We start from the raw sequence: 17,005 nt of genomic DNA, 5'->3' as shown, positions 1-17,005 counted from the left end.
CACCCCAGGCTGTCCTTCCATCCATACCCACAGCATCGCAGGAGGCACCGACAATTTAATATTGGCGCCGCTGGGCGCGTGCGCGAGGCAGACACACCCGGCTAACTAGTTTCCTGCGCTCGGGAAGGAACCGTCCGCCTGAATCTCCGGAAAAGTAGCGCTGATCCCGTCCGAGCCACCCGTGAAGCTCCGCTCGGGATGGACCCTGCTTTGGCGAAGCGGAGGTAGAGCGAAGGAACGATGAACAAATTGAGCAGTGTGGACGTGACGAGTCCGCCCAGAATGACCACGGCCATCGGGTGTTCGATTTCATGGCCCGGGATATTGCCCATGACCACCAAGGGCACGAGGGCAAGTCCGGTAGCCAAGGTGGTCATGAGGATCGGGGAAAGCCGTTCCGCGGCTCCGCGCAACACGAGCGCGCGGCCGAAGGCTTCGTCCTCGTTCCTTTCCAGATGCTGGCAGTGGCTGATGAGCAGGATCCCGTTGCGGGCTGCGATGCCCATGACCGTGAGGAACCCGACGAGTGAGCCGAGCGAGAGGACCCCGCCGGTGATGTAGGCGGCGAAAACACCGCCGACCAAGGCTATCGGGAGCGTCAGCAGCGCGAGTAGGGCCAGCCGCCAGCTCCGGAACGATGCCTGCAGGAGCAGGAAAATCAGGGCAAGGGCCGCCATGGCGAAGATCGTCAGGCGTTCGGTGGCCGCTTGGCGTTCCGTGTACTCACCGAGGAGTTGGACGCTGTAGCCCGGCGGCAGGTTCATCTCTTCGAGGCGTTCCTGTAGCGTGCGGACAACGGACCCGAGGTCCGCCCCCTGATCGATAAAGGAACCGACCTCAACGCGGCGGGATCCGTTCGTGCGGTCAATGAGGTTGGGCGTCGCTTGCACGCTGACAGCCGCGACGTCGGCCAGCCGGACACGCTGTCCACCGGGGGTGTCGAGCGGCAGGTCTTCGATGCTGGTGACGCTGGCGCGGGTCTCCGGTGTGCTCCAGACTTGGACGTCATAGGCACGTCCGTCCCGGAAGACGTCGCCTACCTCTTCCCCGGCCACGAGTGTTGCGGCTGCACGCCTGACATCGCCGGGTTTCAGCCCGTACTTTTGCGCCGCGGCAAGGTCCACCTTGACCGTAATCTGCGGAACCTCGACTTCCAGGGAAATGTGGGGTTCATTGGTGCCCTGGATGTGGTCAAGAATGGATTTGATCTTCTGGGCCTGGTCCCGAAGCACGTCCAGGTCATCCCCGTAGACCCGGACCAGGATTGGTTCGCTGGCGCCGGTCAGGACCTCTTCGATTCTCTCTTTCAGGTAGGTCTGGACGTCGCGGTGCAGGCCCGGGTAGCCGTCGACGACCTCCTGGACAGCTGCCACCGTTTTATCGTAGTCAGCGTGGCGGTCGATGCTGATCCAGTTTTCCCCGGCGTTGACGCCGACGATCTCATCTGCGGTGAACGCCTGGCCTATGTGTGTTCCGCAGTTCAGGACTCCGGGCACCTTGAGGAGCTCCTCACAGCCCCTTTGTGAGATGCGGTATTCCTCGGCTGCCGAGGTGCCGGGCTCTGAGACCCAGTGCATCAGGAAGTCCCGTTCCTTGAAGGTGGGGAACAAGGACTGGCCTAGCAGGGGAGCGATCGCCAGACCCGCCAGCGCGATGGCGCCGAAACCGGCGTAGCCGTAGCGGGGCCGATTCATGGTCCGGGACAAGGCTGCGTGATATCCGCGCTTGAGCACCCGGACCAGGGGAGGATCGCGCTGCTCCAGTTTCGCCTTGCCGAGCAGAATCAGCGCCAGCGCCGGTGTCACCGTCAGCGCGACCAGCATCGAGGCGAGGACGGCCAAGGTATAGGAGACAGCCAGCGGTCGGAAAAAGACACCGGTCAGTCCGTCGAGGAAGAAAATGGGAACGGCCGCGACGACGATGATCAAGGTCGCGTAGACAATGGGACTTCGCATTTCCAAGGAGGCCCTGAGCACCACCGAGGCAGTTGGTTCCGCGCTGCCTAGGGCCCTATGTTGCCTGAGCCGGCGCATGATGTTTTCGACGTCGATGATCGCATCGTCGACGACGACACCCACTGCGATGACGAGCCCCGCCAGGACCATCGTGTTGATGGAGCTGGCCGTGAAGTACAGCACGAGCGCCGCCGTCAGGAGGGAGAGCGGAATGGCTACGAGACTGATCAGCGCTGTGCGCCACTGGAAGAGGAAGGCGCCGAGGATCATGACGACCAGCAGGCAGCCCAGGAGCAGCGCAAGGCTGAGATTGGAAATCGCCTCTTCGATGAAGCTCGCCGGACGGAAGATGGTGGTGTCGAAGGTGATTCCACTCAACCCTGGCTGGAGCTGGCGGAGGGCGTCCTCAACTCCCTTCGTCACATCGAGGGTGTTTCCCCAGGGGAGCTTCTCGACGATGAGCATGAGCCCGTGCCCGTTGTTGATGACCGCGTCGCCGATGAGCGGCTGGTGGTCCTCCACGACCTTGGCCACGTCGCCCAGGTGCAGCGCGACGCCGTCCTTTTCCCTGATAGTGACTTGCGCAAGATCCTCGGGGCTGGAAACCGCCTGGACATGCTGGACGCCCATTCTCTGGTTCGGACTGTCAATGAAGCCTCCCGTGCCGATGAACCGGCCGGGGGAATACTTCAGCAGGCCGGCGTCCACCGCTCCGGCGGTGACTTCCATGACCTCGTTGAGGGAAACGTTTTCAGCTTTGAGCCGCTCCGGCTGCACCTGGACCTGCAGCATCTGGAGCCGTTCACCCCAGATGGCGACGTTGGCCACCCCGGGCACCCGGAGCAAGCGGGCCCGGATCGTCCAGTAGGAGAGCATGGACATCTCGATCAGGGACCGGTTGGAGGAGGTCATGCCGATCTTCATCACGCGGCTCGTCGACGACAAAGGCTGAAGCATGACCGGCGGGGCCGCCCAGGTGGGCAGAGCGGAGGTCACTGCCGCCATCCGTTCAGAGACCACCTGGCGGGCGTTCAGCAGATCGGTACCCTGCTTGAAGATGAGCACGATCGAGGACAGCTGGGGTACGGACTTGGAGCGCAGCTCATCCAGGCCGGGCATGCCGCTCAGGGAAGCCTCGATCGGGACGCTGACCAGCTCTTCCACTTCCTGCGCTGTCAGGCCCAGGCAGGCCGTCTGGATTTCCACGCGCGGGGGCGCGAATTCCGGGAAGACATCGATGGACGCCGAGCTCAACTGTACGGAGCCCAACAGCATCACCGCGCAGGCCAGTGCAACAACCACCGTCCTGAATTTGAGGCTGATGCCTATGATCCAACGCATCTCAGTGGGCCGTATCGAATTCCTCGCCGAACAGTTCCTCGGCCCCCAGCGTTACCACCGCCGTGCCGACCGGCGGACCGTCCGTCAGCAACGCCGCTTCGCCGGCGATTCGCTCGATGCTCACCGCTTGGCGGACATACACACGGAGCTCCGGATTTGTGTAGACCCAGGTCCTGCCCTGGCTGTCGTACAGGATCGCCCCGTAGGGGACGGTCAGTTTCCCCTGCGGACCCGACGCCGCCATCCCGGTCTTTAGCCCAAGACGCTCGACGGCGCGTTCCGTCAGGGTGATGCGGTGCAGGTCCGTCCCCGGGACTTCTTCCAGGGTGGCAGGGTTGTCTGCGGCAGGTACGGCTTCGGCTTGCGGCTGAGAGCAGGCCGGCAGAGACATCGTCAGGAACGCGGCCACCACCAGGGAGATCAGGACCGTGGTGATGTGGCGCCGTCGGGAAGCTGTCTTTTTCATGGTGCATCCTCGCTCTGTGCCCGGAGCAGCGAATCGTTCCGGGTTGCGGTCCTAGGCGCCCGTTCCAGTCCGAATCGAAGCAACAGTGCGGGCAAGACAAATAGCAGGAAAAGAGTGGTGGTCAGCAGCCCGCCCCAGATGATGACGGCGAGCGGTTGGATGATTTCCGTTCCGACCACGCCACCGATGAGCGCGAGCGGCAGCAGGGCAAGAGCCGTCATCAAGGCCGACATCAGTACGGGCATCAACCGGCCGCGCGCGCTTCGGATCACGAGCGCGGGCCCGAGGGCCGCGCCGCCCTGGGGCGCCAAGCTTCGGACGTGCCGTATCAGCAGGATGGAGCCACGCACCGCGATGCCCAGGACGGCGGAGAAGGCAGGAAGCGAGATCAAGGAGTTTATTCCGCCCGTCAATTGGGCGGCGAGCACCCCGCCCGAGAGCGCCGCAATCAGGCCCAGGAAGACCGTCGCAGCTTGCCGCCAGCTTCCCAACGCAGTCTGGAGAAGCACCAGGATTCCGGCCGCAGCGACCGCCGCCAGCAGCCACAGCCACCGGGCGCTATTCTGTTGCTCTGCGTACTGGGTGAGGATTTCCGCATGGTACGAGAGCGGGAACTGCAGTTGCTGCAGGCCCTTCTCGATGTCCTGCTGCACGTCGCTGAGCGCGCGCCCCTGAATCTCAGCCTTCACATCGATCCGGCGTGAGGTGTCATCGTGCAGAATGACCGCTTCGTTCCCGACCACGTTGATCTTGGCAACGTCGCCGAGGCGTACGTGCCCGCCGGGGGTGTCGATCAGGAGCTCGCGGACGCTGGTAAGGCTGTTCCTCGTGGACGGGGTTCCTTTGACGATCACCGAGAAGACTTTTTGTTGCTGATAGATGTTGCCGACTTCGATTCCCTGCAGCAGGGCAGCGGCCGCGCGCCTGACATCGCCCGGGATGACGCCCGCCTTCTGGGCGGCGGCCAGGTCAACCTGGACCTCGACGATTGGTTGTTGGGCGGGCGCATCGACATGGGGATTGACGACGCCGCCGGTCCGGGCCAGGATTTGCCGCACTTCCTCTGCCTTCTGGCGGAGAGTGGCCATATCCAGGCCGTAAACCCGGACGGTGAATCCGGGGTCGGCCGCCTCATGGATCTGGTCGATCTTCTCCTGCGGGTACGTGGATACTTTGCCGGTCAACCCCGGGTACCCAGCTACCACGTGCTGGACGGCCGCCGCCGTGTCGCGGTAGGAGGCCTCCGCGGAAACGGTCACCCAGAGCTCTCCAGCGCTGATGTCACCCACCTGGTCCGAGGTGATGGCGCGCCCGACGTGTCCCCCCACGTTCGCCACGCCGGGAAGTGCCCGGAGCTCTTGCGCGGCCGCGTCGGTGATCCGGCTCATTTCCTGGTCTGATGTGCCGGCGATCGTGCTCCACTGCACCACGAGGGTCTTGTCCGGCAGGACGGGCACTGTCGGATGGCCGGTGGCCAGCTGGGGCGCGAGCGCAAGTCCGGCGAGGGCGATGACCCCGGCGCCCGCGAAAACCCACCGGGCCTTTCCTTCCACCTGGGACAAGGCACGGCCGTATCCGCTGTGGACCCGGTTCAGAGTGCGGCCTTCCCCTGCGGTGGTCCGCCCGACGGGCAGGACGAAGACCAGCGCCGCGGTTACAGTCAGCGCCACGATCATCGCGACAGCCAGGGTGAGCAGGTAGGAAAGAAGTAGCGGGCCGAAGAGGGCTCCGTCCTCGCCCGGGACAAAGAACACGGGCAGCACAGACAACGCCATGATCAGCAGAGAGTAAAGAATCGGTGCTCGCACTGCCCGCAGGGACCCCGTCACCAAGGCGTCGCTTGACTCCGCGGTGCCGGGCCCGACGCCGGACCCGGCGCCGGCCCTGCCGGCGCGGACTGCGCCATGGAGGTCCTCGGAGACGTCACCAACGATGACGGCCAAGGCCAGGATCATTCCGGCCAGGACCATGGTGTTCATCCCGGTGCCTGTCAGATACAGCACCAAGGCTGCCGCCGTCAGTGAGACCGGAATCGTGACCAGGCTGATGACCGCTGTGCGCCAGGAGCGGAAGAACGCGCCAAACATGGTGGCTATCAGGAGGAGCGAGACAAGCAGCGCGACACCAAGCGTGCCGACCTCTTCCTGGATGAACGCTCCTTGCCGGTAGACAGTGGTATCGATCGTGACGCCGGACAATCCCGGCTGGAGGGCATGGAGCGCATCATCGATGCCCCGGGTCACGTCCATCGTGTTCGTCTTCGGGAACTTCTCGATGACCAGGAGCAATTCGGCATCCTGGCCGGAAAGTGCGTCCCCGATCAGCGGCTGGTGATCGGTCACGACGTGGGCGACATCGCCCAACACCAGCTTTCCGGCGGGCCCCTCCAGGCTGACTTGGCCCAGATCCTCGGGCGTGGTGATCGGCAGGACGTGCTGAACTCCGAGCCGCTGGTGGCCGGTCTCCAGAAAGCCGCCGGTGCCGGGTGTGGACGCTTCAAGATAACTCAAGGGCGACACCCACACGGCGTTGCCGGTGGTAGTAATGACCTCGTCCAGCGTCACGCCCTTGGCCTCAAGTTGCTCAGGATCGACCAGGACCTGCAGCTGCTGGTCGCGGAGCCCCCAAATAGCGACGTTCGCGACGCCAGGCACCGCCAGGAGGCCGGGCTTCAGGGTCCAGCGGGCCAGAACAGACATCTCAATGGCCGACATCTCTTTTGAGGTCAGCCGAATCATCATGACCCGGCTCGTCGATGAGAGCGGCTGCATCAGGACGGGCGCGGCAGACACATTCGGCAACGCGCGTGCCTGGGTCAGACGTTCGGACACAAGCTGGCGGGCCCGAAAAAGGTCGGTCCCCGGCTTGAACACCATTTGGATCGATGACAGGCCCGGGACGGATTTGGAATGAATGGCTTCCACCCAGGCCACACCATTCAACAGGTCCGCCTCCATCGGGGAAGTGATCAGCTGTTCAACTTCCGCGGCGGAGAGCCCGAGGGCCTCGGTCTGGATTTCAACCTGTGGAGGGGCGAATTCCGGGAAGGCATCCACTGCCATGCCCGGCAGGCTCGTGAAGCCGAACCCCAGGATCCCCACTGCCAATGCCAGGACCAGAAACCGGAACTGGAGTACCCACCGGAGGATCGTGCTCATCATGGCCGGTCACCCGGTTCTTGGGGTGTCACAGTGGAGAAGCCGTAGCGGGGAGGAGACACTCCAGAATCGATTTCTAGTGAGTGCCCGCTGGAAACGTTAGATCCCCGGTACCTGTCCACCACGCCGCTCCCTGGAACAGTGCCAAAGCGCCCCCAGACGTGTACGTCAATAATGATCCCCGAGCAAACCCCGGGTCAACGCTCAATGCAAGGATTCTCAGGATATTAACAGGGAATTTTCCGTCTTTTAGCAAGTGATAGTGGTATGGCGTTCTAACCGCCGGAGCCCCGCGCCGCAATCTCGGCGTGGGGCGTTGTGCCGTAAACACTCGCACTGACCTGGTAGGCGTGCCCGTCCAATTCCAGTGCTTGCTGATTGATCTCACTCAGCTTGGAGTCTGCGAGCGCCTCCGCGGTGATGAGGTCCAACGACTCCTGGTCCGTACCACCAACCGCCGTCACTTTCACCAGCCCCGTGCCCGCTGAATAGAGTTTTTGCTGGTGGCCCACAGACGGTTCCAGGGGATTGTATTCGTCAACGACCAACACATCGTCGTAGCACGAGGCGGGGACGCACACCCGTTCGTGCTGCTTGAAGACAGTTCCGCAATCCAGGAAGCCGACGTCGGGTGCGTGGGCCTGGACGTACCCGGGGGTTCCGGTCACGGGCTGATCCTGCATGGCGATCCCTGCCTGGGCCTTGGAAATTCCGCTAATGAAAGTGCGGGGCGCGCCGGTGAAAGTGCCGTTCTCGTACTCTTCCGGGTACTCCCCGAAGAGCCAGACCGCTCCCTTCTCCGTCTGGGCAAAGAAAGCCAGTTCGGATTCCACCAGCTGCCCGTCGAAGTAGTCCCGGTCCCACATCACGAGGGTCTTCACGCCGTCTATCACCTTTGTCAGTCCAGTCACGGAGTGGACGACAGTGCGCTCGGAGGTGCCATCGGCACTCTTCACCGTGCCCTTCGTCGTGTACTGCATGCCGGGCTTTAGCGGAAACCACTTGTTGTCAATCCTGGGCGTCGACTGGAAGGCGGAACGGTCATAGTGGATGGCGGAGCCTGCGCCGCAGAACTCCGCGGCGTCCGAGGTCACTGTCGGGGTCACAGTTGCGGAGGCTGACCCCGACGTCGACCCTGTTGGCGTCCCGTTTGACGTGGCCGGGGAAGGCGTACCGCTTGGCCCGGAACACGACGCCACCGCGGACATTGCCAGAAACAGCACCAGTGCGGATCCGAAAGCTGTTAGTCGTTTGCTTGGCTGGAACATCTCGGTGTCCTTTCACAACAGGCTGATGAAAGGAGGACCGGGACAGTGGGTGAGTTTTCATGCCGTACCGCCCACGGTCCAACATTTCTCAATTGTGCTCCGGCCGGCGCAGAAAAAGAACAGACGGCGAATATACCTGATGTGGCGACCAGGGTTCCCTTGGGCAACCCCGGGGGGCCGGCGGCGTCTGGGGTAGAGAGCCCCGAGCCCCGGGCTCCAGGGACCCTCCCGCCGTCGGCCCCGTCCAATGCCGGTCCCGGAGGGCCGGCTGGTCTGTCTCAAGCCGCGGATGTGTTCCTGTGTTAATTCAACATCTTTCCCGGCCCAGAGGCACGAGTGCCGCCTACTCGTTTTCCAGGCAGGGGCGGCCAAACACGGGGAGAACCCTACGTAAGCAGGGCTTTCTCGAATTCCTGGCACAGCTCGGCTTAGGGGGCGCTCCCGCGCGGAACCCACCGATTCAGGGCTTCATCCAAGGCAGCCAGGTCGACCGGTTTGCTGAGGTAGTCGTCCATACCGGCTGCGAGGCAGCGCTCGCGGTCTTCGTCCTGGGCTCCTGCGGTCATGGCGATGATGGGGAGGTGCACGGAGCGGTTCTCCCTCGCCCGAATGCTCCTGGTGGCCTCGAAGCCGTCCATGACCGGCATGTGGCAATCCATGAGCACAGCCGCATAGGAGCGGGCGGCGATGGCGGAGACAGCCTCGGCGCCGTCGGCAGCAACCTCGGCTTGGTAGCCCAGTTTGGCAACCATTTCACGGGCGACGAGCTGGTTCACCGCGTTGTCCTCCACTACGAGGATTCTTCCTTTGGAAGGCCTGTCCGGCCTCGGGGGCCGTGGAAGTGCGGACGCCGCGTCGGTCGCTGGGTTGCCAGCTACCAGCCGCATCAGGCGGTCGTAGAGTTCTGAGCCGCGTACAGGTTTCGTGAGCCATTCGCTGATTCCCGCATCAGTCATATCGGTCTTGGATACCTGGGACGCGGACGTCAGCATCATGAGCCGGATGCCCCGCAGGGCGGGGTCGCTTGAGAACTCGTGAGCAAGTTCGAGACCGTCCATGTCCGGCATGCACATGTCGAGCACCGCAACGTCGAAGGGTTTCCCTGCGGCGGCTGCCGTCCGTGATCGGTCGAGGGCCGTGTGCGCGTCCGCTACCGCGTCCGGCCGCAGCCCCCACGTGTTCAATTGCGATTCCAACACGAACCTGTTGGTGGCATTGTCGTCGACCACCAACACGCGCAGACCCGCCAGTAGGCTCAGGACCGGACGGTCGGGAACCCGCCCGGGTTCCTTGGCCAGCGGCAATCGGAGAGAGAACCAGAACGTGCTTCCCTCGCCAGGGGTACTGGTCAAACCGATGTCCCCGCCCATCACCTCCGTCAGGCGCCGGCAGATGGCCAGCCCCAGCCCGGTTCCACCGTACCGACGCGTGGTGGAGGCATCCGCCTGGGAGAACGAATCGAACAAGCGCAAATGATCCGCAGCAGCGATACCAATACCGGTATCGCTGACCTCGAATCGCACAAGCGCGGTTCTCGCGTCCTGGTCCGTGACGTTCACCCGGATGGCGACTTCACCGGACGCGGTGAACTTTACGGCGTTCGAAGCCAGGTTCAACAGGATTTGCCGGATCCGGCCGGCATCACCGGCCAGCTGTGCGGGAACATCGGGGTCGCAATATGCGATGAGTTCCAGGCCTTTACCCTGAGCTGCTTCGGCCAGGAGCGAGGCGACTTCCTCCATCAGGGTTTGCGGATCGAAGGAGGTGATGTCCAGGTCGATTTTCCCTGCTTCCAACTTCGAGAAATCGAGGATGTCGTTAATCAGGGTCAACAAGGCTCCGGCGGCGGTCTGAACTCCTTCGGCGTATTTGCGTTGTGCTTCATCCAGCGGGGTGTCCAGCAACAGCGTTGTCAGGCCTATGACTCCGTTCATGGGGGTACGGATCTCATGGCTCATCGTCGCGAGGAACTCGGACTTCAACCTGCTGGATTCCAGGGCCGCTTCCCTTGCGGCCAACAGTTCCGCTTCAGCGGCACGCCGAGAGGTAATGTCCTGCCCGATGGTCGCAATTCCGATGACTCCGTGGTCGCCACGTATCGGGGAGACCGTCAGGGACACGGGCACGATGGACCCATCCTTACGCATCCGGTCTGTCTCGAAGCTACGGGCCTGTCCGCCATTCTGGACAGCGGCCAGCACTTCTTCCTCCGGACGGAGGTAGTCCGGAATGAGGAGCCGGACGTTCTGCCCGCTCGCTTCAGCGGCAGTGAATCCGTACAGCTTCTCCGCCCCAGGGTTCCAGCTGGTGATGATGCCCTCAGGCGTCATACCGATGATCGCGTCAGCCGAGGACTCAACGATCGCGGCCAGACCCTCCACCTGGGCGAGCGCCTCCCGCGCCTGGTCCTGTGCGCGCTGGCGGGACGTGACGTCACGGAAACTCCAGACCCGTCCCACGATCTCTTCCCCGACTTGTTGGGGCCGGGAATACCGCTCAAACGTCCGCCCGTCGCGGAATTCCAACATGTCCAGGCTCTCCGCGCCCGGATCGGCGTACAGTTCCTGGACCTTGCCTATGAAGCCGTCGGGATCCGTGAGCTGGTTGAGGACGAATGCCAACAACCGGCCGTCGTCGTGGGATTCCAGAAGATCCGTGGGAATGCCCCACAACTCGGCGAACCGCTCGTTCGCCCCCGCGATAGTCCCGTCTGCCGCGACAACCAGAATGCCGTCGGCTGTGGACTCCAGGGTGGCACTGAGAAGGGAGAGGGCATCACGGAGTTCGGCATCAACGCGGCTGCGGTCACTTACTTCGCGGATGGAGGCGACGAGTTGCATGGCCGGTCCGGCTCCGAGGGGAGCGAAGCTGACCTCAATGGGAAACTCGCTTCCGTCACGGTGGCGGCCGAACAGTTTCAGGTCAGTCCCGGCGCGGCGTATTCCAGGATCACTGGCAAAGAGGTCCCGGATGGCGCCGCCCTGGCCCTTGAACCGCGCCGGAAGCAGCATCTCATAATGCTTGCCCAGCAGCTGGCTACGCGAATAGCCGAAGAGCTGCTCTGAGTAGGCATTGCCGAACGTGATCTGACCGTCCGCGCCGATCACGAGCAAAGCGTCCGGCACGGCCTCAACCAGGCCGCTAAAAGACATGCCGCTAAAAGAGCCGAAGCGATCCGGCGGCCGCATTTCGTTTGTCATTTCGGCCCCCAGAGCTGAATAGATGACAAGCCCGCCCGCATCGGCGGACGCCTGGGTGTGCCTGTGTGGCCCTCCCCACGGACAGAGTATCCGGGAACGTACCCGAAAGCATCACAAAATTGCCCTGTACTTCGCGTCCTCTACAACCACCGCTGCCGCTTCGGAAAGGGAACCCTGTCCAGGTCGTTCGCGGCCATGACGGCAGACCCGCCGGACCGCGCCCGGGCTTGCGCCGCGAGCAGTCCGACGTCGGTATAGCGCGAGGAGAAATGCGTAAGGATGAGCATGCCCGCTTCGGCGGCGGCAGCCAACTCACCTGCTTGCCCGGCGGTGAGGTGGCGGTACTGCGCGGCCAGGGCGCCGTCGTCGTCGCTGAAAGTGGACTCAGCCACGAGAAGGTCCACCCCCTCGGCGAGTTCCCCGGCACCGTCACATGGCGCCGTGTCCATCACGAAGGCGAAGCTCTGTGCGGGCCTCGGCACGCTCACGTCTTCCAAGCGCACGCTGCCCAGGCTCCCGTCCCGCTGCAGGAGGCTGATATCCGATCCCGTAATCCCGGCCGCCGCAAGCCGATCCGGCAGAAGGCTGCGGCCTTCGGGCTCGACAACCCTGTAGCCGTATGTCTCGATTCGATGGAGCAGTGGGCGCACCTCCACTCCGGCGGCGATAGGACCGGGGCCGCCGTGCGGATGAAGCCGAAGGTCGATGCCGGGCGACGCGACAGCAACGAGGGCGCGGATCATGTCCTCGCCGGATGCGGGATAGTGCAAATGGATTGGATGCTCCACCCGGTCCAGCGCCATGCGCGAGAGCACGCCCGGCAGTCCGAAACAGTGGTCGCCGTGGACATGGGTAATACAGATACGCGTGATCTGGCTGGCCGAGACACCAGCTTGGATCATCTGCCGCTGGGTGCCTTCCCCAGGATCGAAGAGCAGGCCCTCACCATCCCAATGGAGGACGTATCCGTTGTGGTTGCGGGTCCTGGTCGGGACCTGGGAGGCGGTGCCGAGAACCACGAATTCACGCATGGAACCGAGTGTCTCATTACTTGGCGGCTACACCCATCATCTTGGGCACCCTTGCCCGGTGACGGTCTTGGGAGGAGGATATGCGGCAAACTCAGGAGGCCTTCCATGATCCAGCTCGGCAAATTTGAAAAGTACCTGGTCGAGGAATTCTTCGACGACTACCGCTCGGGAGACATGTCGCAGCGAGCATTCATTCGTCGGCTCGCATTTATCACCGGGAGCATGGCTGCCGCTTCCTCGACGATGCTGCAGCTCGGATGTGCTCCGGATGAGGTCCCGCGAAGCACCGATCCCATGCCAAGCCCCGAAACTTCGTCCGTCCGGCCCCCGGCGACGGCGTCTACCGGGCCAGTACCGGGAGCGAAGAGTCCGCTTTCCGTACCTGAAGGCGCGTCCGGACTTGTGACGGCCACCGTCCGGTTCCCGGCGGGCGGAACCGGGATCAGCGCCTACCTTGCCAGGCCTGAGGGGGCCGATCCGGGACCTGCGGCGCTCGTTTGCCATGAAAACCGCGGACTTACCCCGCACATCCAGGACGTGGCCCGCCGTTTTGCCAAGGCCGGGTACGTCGCTTTGGCACCGGATCTCCTGAGCCGGGAGGGAGGCACGCCGAGCGTGGATGCCGATGCCGTCCCCGGAGCGCTGACAAAGGCAGGAGCTGGGCGCCATGTTTCCGACTTCTCCGCGGGTTTCGATTACCTCCGGTCATTGGATTTCGTGGACGGCGAGCGGATCGCGATGAACGGCTATTGTTTTGGCGGCGGCATCACATGGCAGGCCGCGACCGAGATACCCGGGCTGAAAGCCACAGCGGCCTTCTATGGCCCCGCCCCCGACCTGGACAAGGTTCCATCCATCAAACCGGCCGTGTTTGGCGTCTATGCCGAACTCGACCAGCGCATCACCGCCGCAATGCCGGCGCTTCGGGATGCGCTCGCAGCCACCGACATCCGCCACAAGCTCACTGTCTATCCCGGCGTCGACCATGCCTTCCACAACGACACCAGCGAGCGGTACAACGAAACGCAGGCGACAGCCGCCTGGCAGGACATGCTGGCTTGGTTTGGCGAGTACGTCTGAGCGCACGCCCCGTTGCGGAAGAATGTTCGCATGAGTGACGCCGCCAGGTTCATCGATGAGGCCTTGCGCCGTGAAGGCTCTTGGATCCGGGCAGAGCAGGCAGAGGCACGGCTGGGAAACGGGATACATCACTACGGGTCCTCGATCGGGGCTATCCGTGGGACGGTTCGCGACGCTCTCCGCCGCCACCCGGGACTCGCGCACGACGAGGTCACCGCCTTGAGTTCGGAATTGTGGGAGGTTCCCGTTTTCGAACGCAGGCTCGCCGCAATCGTCCTTCTGCAGTCCAACGTCCATCTGCTGACGAATACCGATCTGACGCGGCTTGAGGGTTTTGTCCGTGAAGGAAGGCTGCGCGAACTGGTCGATCCGCTAGCGGTTGACGTGATCGGACCTTTGCTTGCAGGGCTGGAAGGGCAGGCCAGGACGCGGGCCGGAAGCGTGATGGATCGATGGGTGCGGGAGGGGGACGAGTGGCTGTGCCGCGCCGCCCTGATGTCGCCGCTGAGGGCGCTCCGTGCCGGGGGAGGCGACTGGGAAGTGTTTGTAGGCCATGCCACGGCGGGGCTGGACGCCGCTCGGGAAATGGGCAGGGAAGCGGAGGTGGTCAGAGAAGCGGTTTCCACCGTTCTGAACGAGGTTGCCAAGCGACGGCCTGAGCTGCAGTTCCCCTCGTCAGCCGCTTGAGCCGTATTGCCGTGTCCGTGCCGATAGCACGGACACGGCAAACCCGGACCACCTCCGTCAATTCCTCGGGAAGCTGGTGTTGTAGCGGTACATGAAGGCCGCCATCGCGTCCCGGTTGACGGCTATGACCGGACGATAGGTGCTGGTGCCGTTGGTTTCGGTCCACCCCGTGGAGATTCCCGTGGAGGAGAGCCACGTGATTTCCTTATAGAACGGACCTTGAGGGGAGACATCGGCGAACGGCGAAACGGCCGGGGGCGTGAAGGCAGGACTGTGCGCGAAGCGGTACATGAAGGCAGCCATGGCATCGCGGTTCACCGCCTGCAACGGGCGGTACGTCTTGGTCCCGTTTCCTTCGTCCCAGCCGGTGGAGATCCCCTGGGACGCCAGCCATGAGATCTCTTTGTAGAACGCAGTTTGAGGCGTCATGTCGCTGAAGGGCGAAACGGCCGGGGGCGTGAAGGCGGGACTGCCGGCGAGGCGGTACATGAAGGCGGCCATGGCGTCCCGGTTCACGGCCTGCTGCGGGCGGTAGGTCCTGGTTCCGTTTCCTTCGTCCCAGCCGGTGGAGATCCCTTGGGACGCCAGCCAATTGATCTCGGTGAAGAACGGGTAACTGCTGGGGACGTCAACGAACGGACTCGACGCCGGTGGCGGCGGTGGCGGAGGTGGCGGTGTCGATTGCCCTAGCGCCTGGGCCACAGTCTTGACCGAAGTCGTTCCGTTTGCGGTCCGCGCAGCCAGCCACGTGACGAAAGTGTCAAAGAGCGTCGGGCTGATGGTCAGCGTGGGATCAGTTCCGACCGCGATGTGGTGGAATGTCAGCTCAAGCCATCCGCCCGTGCTTTCGGCATTGGTGACCAAATCCTCCAGATTCTGCAGTGTCCAGGTGCTGTCGACTTCGTCCGGAGCCTTGGTGACCAGGGGGTTCGCCGGAGGAAGGGTCTCAGCGAACGGGCAGCTTGGGCAGCTCGCAGGTGAACGGATGTCGCCTAGTCCGCGTGCGCTGGCATATCCACAGTTCTTCACATCAGTCTGAACAGACGCGTTTTCCGCGGCAAATGGATAAGCGAAGTTGTTAACTTGGAATCCCCAGCTTTCCAGCGTCGATTTGCCGTTGCAGATTTCCGCGCTGGCGGCCGCAGAGGTGAGCGTGGTCAGATCCGGGTGGGTAACGGTATGGCCACCGATCTCATTGCCGTCGCCAGCTATGGTTTGGAGATTTGCCTGGGTCAGGTAGCTGGGGGTGCCTATCCAGCTGGTGGTGATGAAGAAGGTTCCCACCAGCCCGTGGGCTTTGAGTACTTGTTCGGCAGCGAGTTGATTGTCGTTACCGTCATCGAAGGTCAGGCTCACGACGGTCGGGGCTGCGGCACGCGCGGGAACGGCGATTCCGCCGAGGGCCCCCACGGTGAGCAACAGGACGCCCAAGATGGATGTCAACTGCTTGTTCTTGCTTGGGTTGTGTGCGCGGCGGGACCCGCCGGCCGGCCGGCCCTGCTTCTTGAAATGCCGTTGTAACCAGCGCATGGCTCCTCCACGAGACGAGGGCCCCCAGGCGCGTATGAATGTAGGGTACGCCTTGAATCCCGCAGGGTGAACACAAAAAACCGGCAAAGGCCGAATTCACAGCCTACGTTCAGGTTCTACGGCAAGGTCACGTTCGGTGGCCGCGTCGTTTGCCGGTGCGTCAGCCAGTTCGGCCTCAAGGAGTTCGATGCTCGGCAGGCTTGAGGCGAGCTCCTCTGGCAGCGATTCGCTGATTTTGCTTTGCCATTCCGAGACGCCGATGGGCAGGTTGATTCCCCGCAATGCGTACTCGGCCACCACGTTGTTCTTCTCCTTGCAGAGCAGGAGCCCGATGGTCGGCTTGTCATCGGGATGCGCCAGAAGGTCGTCCACAGCCGACATGTACATGCCTAGCTGGCCGACAAATCCAGGCTCGAACTTCACAGCCTTGAGCTCGATGACAACAAAGCAACGGAGCTTCAAGTGATAAAAGAGGAGATCGGCGAAGAACTCATCGCCGCTGATTTCCAATCGGACCTGCTCGCCGACAAAGGCGAAGCCTTGGCCCAACTCCAGGAGGAACTTCTCCACATGCTGGACGAGTTGAAGCTCCAGTTCCCGCTCATTGCGGCGGTCAGTCATGGCGACGAAGTCGAACACATACGGGTCCTTGGTAGCTTGTTGGGCAAGGTCGGAGTCCGCCGGCATCATAGTGGTCTTGAAGTTGGTAATCGCTTGCCCGGAGCGCTCGTGGAGGCGCGTTTCGATCTGATGGGCAAGAACCTTGCGCGACCATCCGTGTTCGACGGCGGCCGCTGCGTACCAGAGGCGGGTCGCGGCGTCGTCGAGCTTCTCAAGCAGCGCGATCTGGTGGTACCAAGGCAATGTTGCAAGCGGCGCTTGCAACATTGGGAACTCCGGCCAGGCCTGGGCGAAAGTCTTCATGTAGCGGAGGTTCCTCGGCGAGAATCCCTTGGAGCCGGGGAACCGGGTTTGTATGTCCGCCGATAAGCGGGTGACGACCTTCGAGCCCCAGCCTTGCTCTGATTCCCGCTGTGCCAGTTGCCGGCCGATGGACCAATAGGAAGCTAGCAGCGCCCTGTTCGCTGCGGAAATAGCCCGTGAACGTCCCGTGCTGACTTCCTTGGCGACACTGGCAAGCAGTTCGGGGTACCAGTCCGGCATGGAGGTGCGCGCGGGGGGAGCCGCGAACGACGCCGCTGCTGCCGCCGTCGTGGGCTGTTCCGGTTTCAGTTCTTGACGTTGCATGGGCTGCCCTCTTCTAACGCGACTGAGTACGGCGACCGGTT

The 17,005-nt window shown here is 63.3% G+C and carries 10 protein-coding genes; 2 read left to right on the top strand and 8 right to left on the bottom strand.

All coding sequences use genetic code 11. The features are described from left to right. Positions 1-101: 101 nt before the first annotated feature. The 6 genes from QRN59_RS05090 to QRN59_RS05065 form a co-directional block, all read right to left on the bottom strand. Positions 102-3,296 (bottom strand): efflux RND transporter permease subunit, encoded by a 3,195-nt coding sequence (locus QRN59_RS05090; protein ID WP_284981420.1) that lies wholly within the window; start codon positions 3,294-3,296, stop codon positions 102-104. A gap of 1 nt (position 3,297) precedes the next feature. After that, positions 3,298-3,762, bottom strand: coding sequence for a hypothetical protein (locus tag QRN59_RS05085; protein ID WP_284981418.1), 465 nt, complete (start codon positions 3,760-3,762; stop codon positions 3,298-3,300). Beyond that, entirely contained in the window at positions 3,759-6,923 is a 3,165-nt protein-coding gene (locus QRN59_RS05080) for an efflux RND transporter permease subunit (protein ID WP_284981417.1), read from the bottom strand. Before QRN59_RS05080 ends, QRN59_RS05085 begins: the two co-directional genes overlap by 4 nt. A gap of 272 nt (positions 6,924-7,195) precedes the next feature. Next, positions 7,196-8,026 (bottom strand): hypothetical protein, encoded by an 831-nt coding sequence (locus QRN59_RS05075; protein WP_284981416.1) that lies wholly within the window; start codon positions 8,024-8,026, stop codon positions 7,196-7,198. A 590-nt stretch (positions 8,027-8,616) separates the two neighbouring features. Further along, the gene (locus QRN59_RS05070; protein WP_284981414.1) at positions 8,617-11,340 is read right to left on the bottom strand and encodes a PAS domain S-box protein; all 2,724 of its coding nucleotides are present in this window, start codon (positions 11,338-11,340) and stop codon (positions 8,617-8,619) included. A 188-nt stretch (positions 11,341-11,528) separates the two neighbouring features. Beyond that, a complete protein-coding gene (locus QRN59_RS05065) occupies positions 11,529-12,419 on the bottom strand; it encodes a ribonuclease Z (RefSeq protein WP_284981413.1) in 891 nt (296 codons plus the stop codon). A 105-nt stretch (positions 12,420-12,524) separates the two neighbouring features. Here QRN59_RS05065 and QRN59_RS05060 point away from each other — a divergent pair, with 105 nt between their 5' ends. After that, positions 12,525-13,499: a dienelactone hydrolase family protein gene (locus QRN59_RS05060; protein ID WP_284981412.1), complete on the top strand. Its 975-nt coding sequence runs from the start codon at positions 12,525-12,527 to the stop codon at positions 13,497-13,499. A 30-nt stretch (positions 13,500-13,529) separates the two neighbouring features. Beyond that, positions 13,530-14,186, top strand: a complete 657-nt coding sequence (locus QRN59_RS05055) for a DNA alkylation repair protein (protein ID WP_284981411.1) — start codon at positions 13,530-13,532, stop codon at positions 14,184-14,186. A 57-nt stretch (positions 14,187-14,243) separates the two neighbouring features. On the opposite strand, the gene QRN59_RS24620 is transcribed toward QRN59_RS05055, so the two are convergent. Further along, on the bottom strand, positions 14,244-15,716 hold the full coding sequence (locus tag QRN59_RS24620; protein WP_502871024.1) for a polysaccharide deacetylase family protein: 1,473 nt from the start codon (positions 15,714-15,716) through the stop codon (positions 14,244-14,246). Between the two features lie 96 nt (positions 15,717-15,812). Next, positions 15,813-16,964, bottom strand: a complete 1,152-nt coding sequence (locus QRN59_RS05040) for a PDDEXK nuclease domain-containing protein (RefSeq protein ID WP_284981410.1) — start codon at positions 16,962-16,964, stop codon at positions 15,813-15,815. Between the last annotated feature and the right edge of the window lie 41 nt (positions 16,965-17,005).

The organism is Arthrobacter sp. efr-133-TYG-118 (assembly GCF_030209755.1).
Taxonomy (GTDB): domain Bacteria; phylum Actinomycetota; class Actinomycetes; order Actinomycetales; family Micrococcaceae; genus Arthrobacter.
The sequence above is the reverse complement of the archived record's forward strand: the minus strand, read 5'-3'. Positions and strand labels throughout refer to the sequence as shown.

Excerpts from the sequence above, each read along its gene's own strand:
- QRN59_RS05090 (WP_284981420.1), bottom strand. The coding sequence starts at position 3,296 with ATGCGTTGGATCATAGGCATCAGCCTCAAATTCAGGACGGTGGTTGTT.
- QRN59_RS05085 (WP_284981418.1), bottom strand. The coding sequence starts at position 3,762 with ATGAAAAAGACAGCTTCCCGACGGCGCCACATCACCACGGTCCTGATC.
- QRN59_RS05080 (WP_284981417.1), bottom strand. The coding sequence starts at position 6,923 with ATGATGAGCACGATCCTCCGGTGGGTACTCCAGTTCCGGTTTCTGGTC.
- QRN59_RS05070 (WP_284981414.1), bottom strand. The coding sequence starts at position 11,340 with ATGTCTTTTAGCGGCCTGGTTGAGGCCGTGCCGGACGCTTTGCTCGTG.
- QRN59_RS05065 (WP_284981413.1), bottom strand. The coding sequence starts at position 12,419 with ATGCGTGAATTCGTGGTTCTCGGCACCGCCTCCCAGGTCCCGACCAGG.
- QRN59_RS05060 (WP_284981412.1), top strand. The coding sequence starts at position 12,525 with ATGATCCAGCTCGGCAAATTTGAAAAGTACCTGGTCGAGGAATTCTTC.
- QRN59_RS05055 (WP_284981411.1), top strand. The coding sequence starts at position 13,530 with ATGAGTGACGCCGCCAGGTTCATCGATGAGGCCTTGCGCCGTGAAGGC.
- QRN59_RS24620 (WP_502871024.1), bottom strand. The coding sequence starts at position 15,716 with ATGCGCTGGTTACAACGGCATTTCAAGAAGCAGGGCCGGCCGGCCGGC.
- QRN59_RS05040 (WP_284981410.1), bottom strand. The coding sequence starts at position 16,964 with ATGCAACGTCAAGAACTGAAACCGGAACAGCCCACGACGGCGGCAGCA.